We start from the raw sequence: 509 nt of genomic DNA on the forward strand, positions 1-509 counted from the left end.
TCCACTCCGAGTGAGAAGCCGAGTGAGCCGTCTACCCCGAGTGAGAAGCCGAGCGAGCCGGGTAAGCCGGGTAAGCCGGGTGAGCCGGGTAAGCCGGGTAAGCCAGGTGAGCCGGGCAAGCCGGGCAAGCCAGGTGAGCCGGGCAAGCCGGGCAAGCCAGGTGAGCCGGGCAAGCCGGGTGAGCCGGGCAAGCCAGGCGAGTCCGAGAAGCCGAGCGAGCAGCCAGCCGCTCCGGGCAACTCGGGTGGCAGCTCCGGCGGCTCCGGCCAACAGGGCAGCCAGCCGGAGCAGGCGGAGTCCAGCAGCCAGTCCGCACTGGCACGCACCGGCGCAAACGTCGCTATTCCGGTAGGGATCGCAGCACTGCTGATCCTCGTCGGAACGGCATTGATGACTCTGCGCAAGCGCCAGGACTAAACAGCGCACCCAGGGCCAGCGCTGAGGCCACCCGACCTCAACACTGACCCAACATAGAAGCGGCGGGAGCCGCGGGGACCACCCCGCGCCCC

1 pseudogene is annotated in these 509 nt (G+C 69.5%); it reads left to right on the plus strand.

Going from position 1 to position 509, the window contains the following annotated elements:
- Positions 1-417, plus strand: a pseudogene (locus tag HMPREF2559_RS13340) (hypothetical protein); the annotation flags it as partial.
- Between the last annotated feature and the right edge of the window lie 92 nt (positions 418-509).

It is taken from the genome of Corynebacterium sp. HMSC072G08 (assembly GCF_001809185.1).
Taxonomy (GTDB): Bacteria; Actinomycetota; Actinomycetes; order Mycobacteriales; family Mycobacteriaceae; genus Corynebacterium; species Corynebacterium phoceense.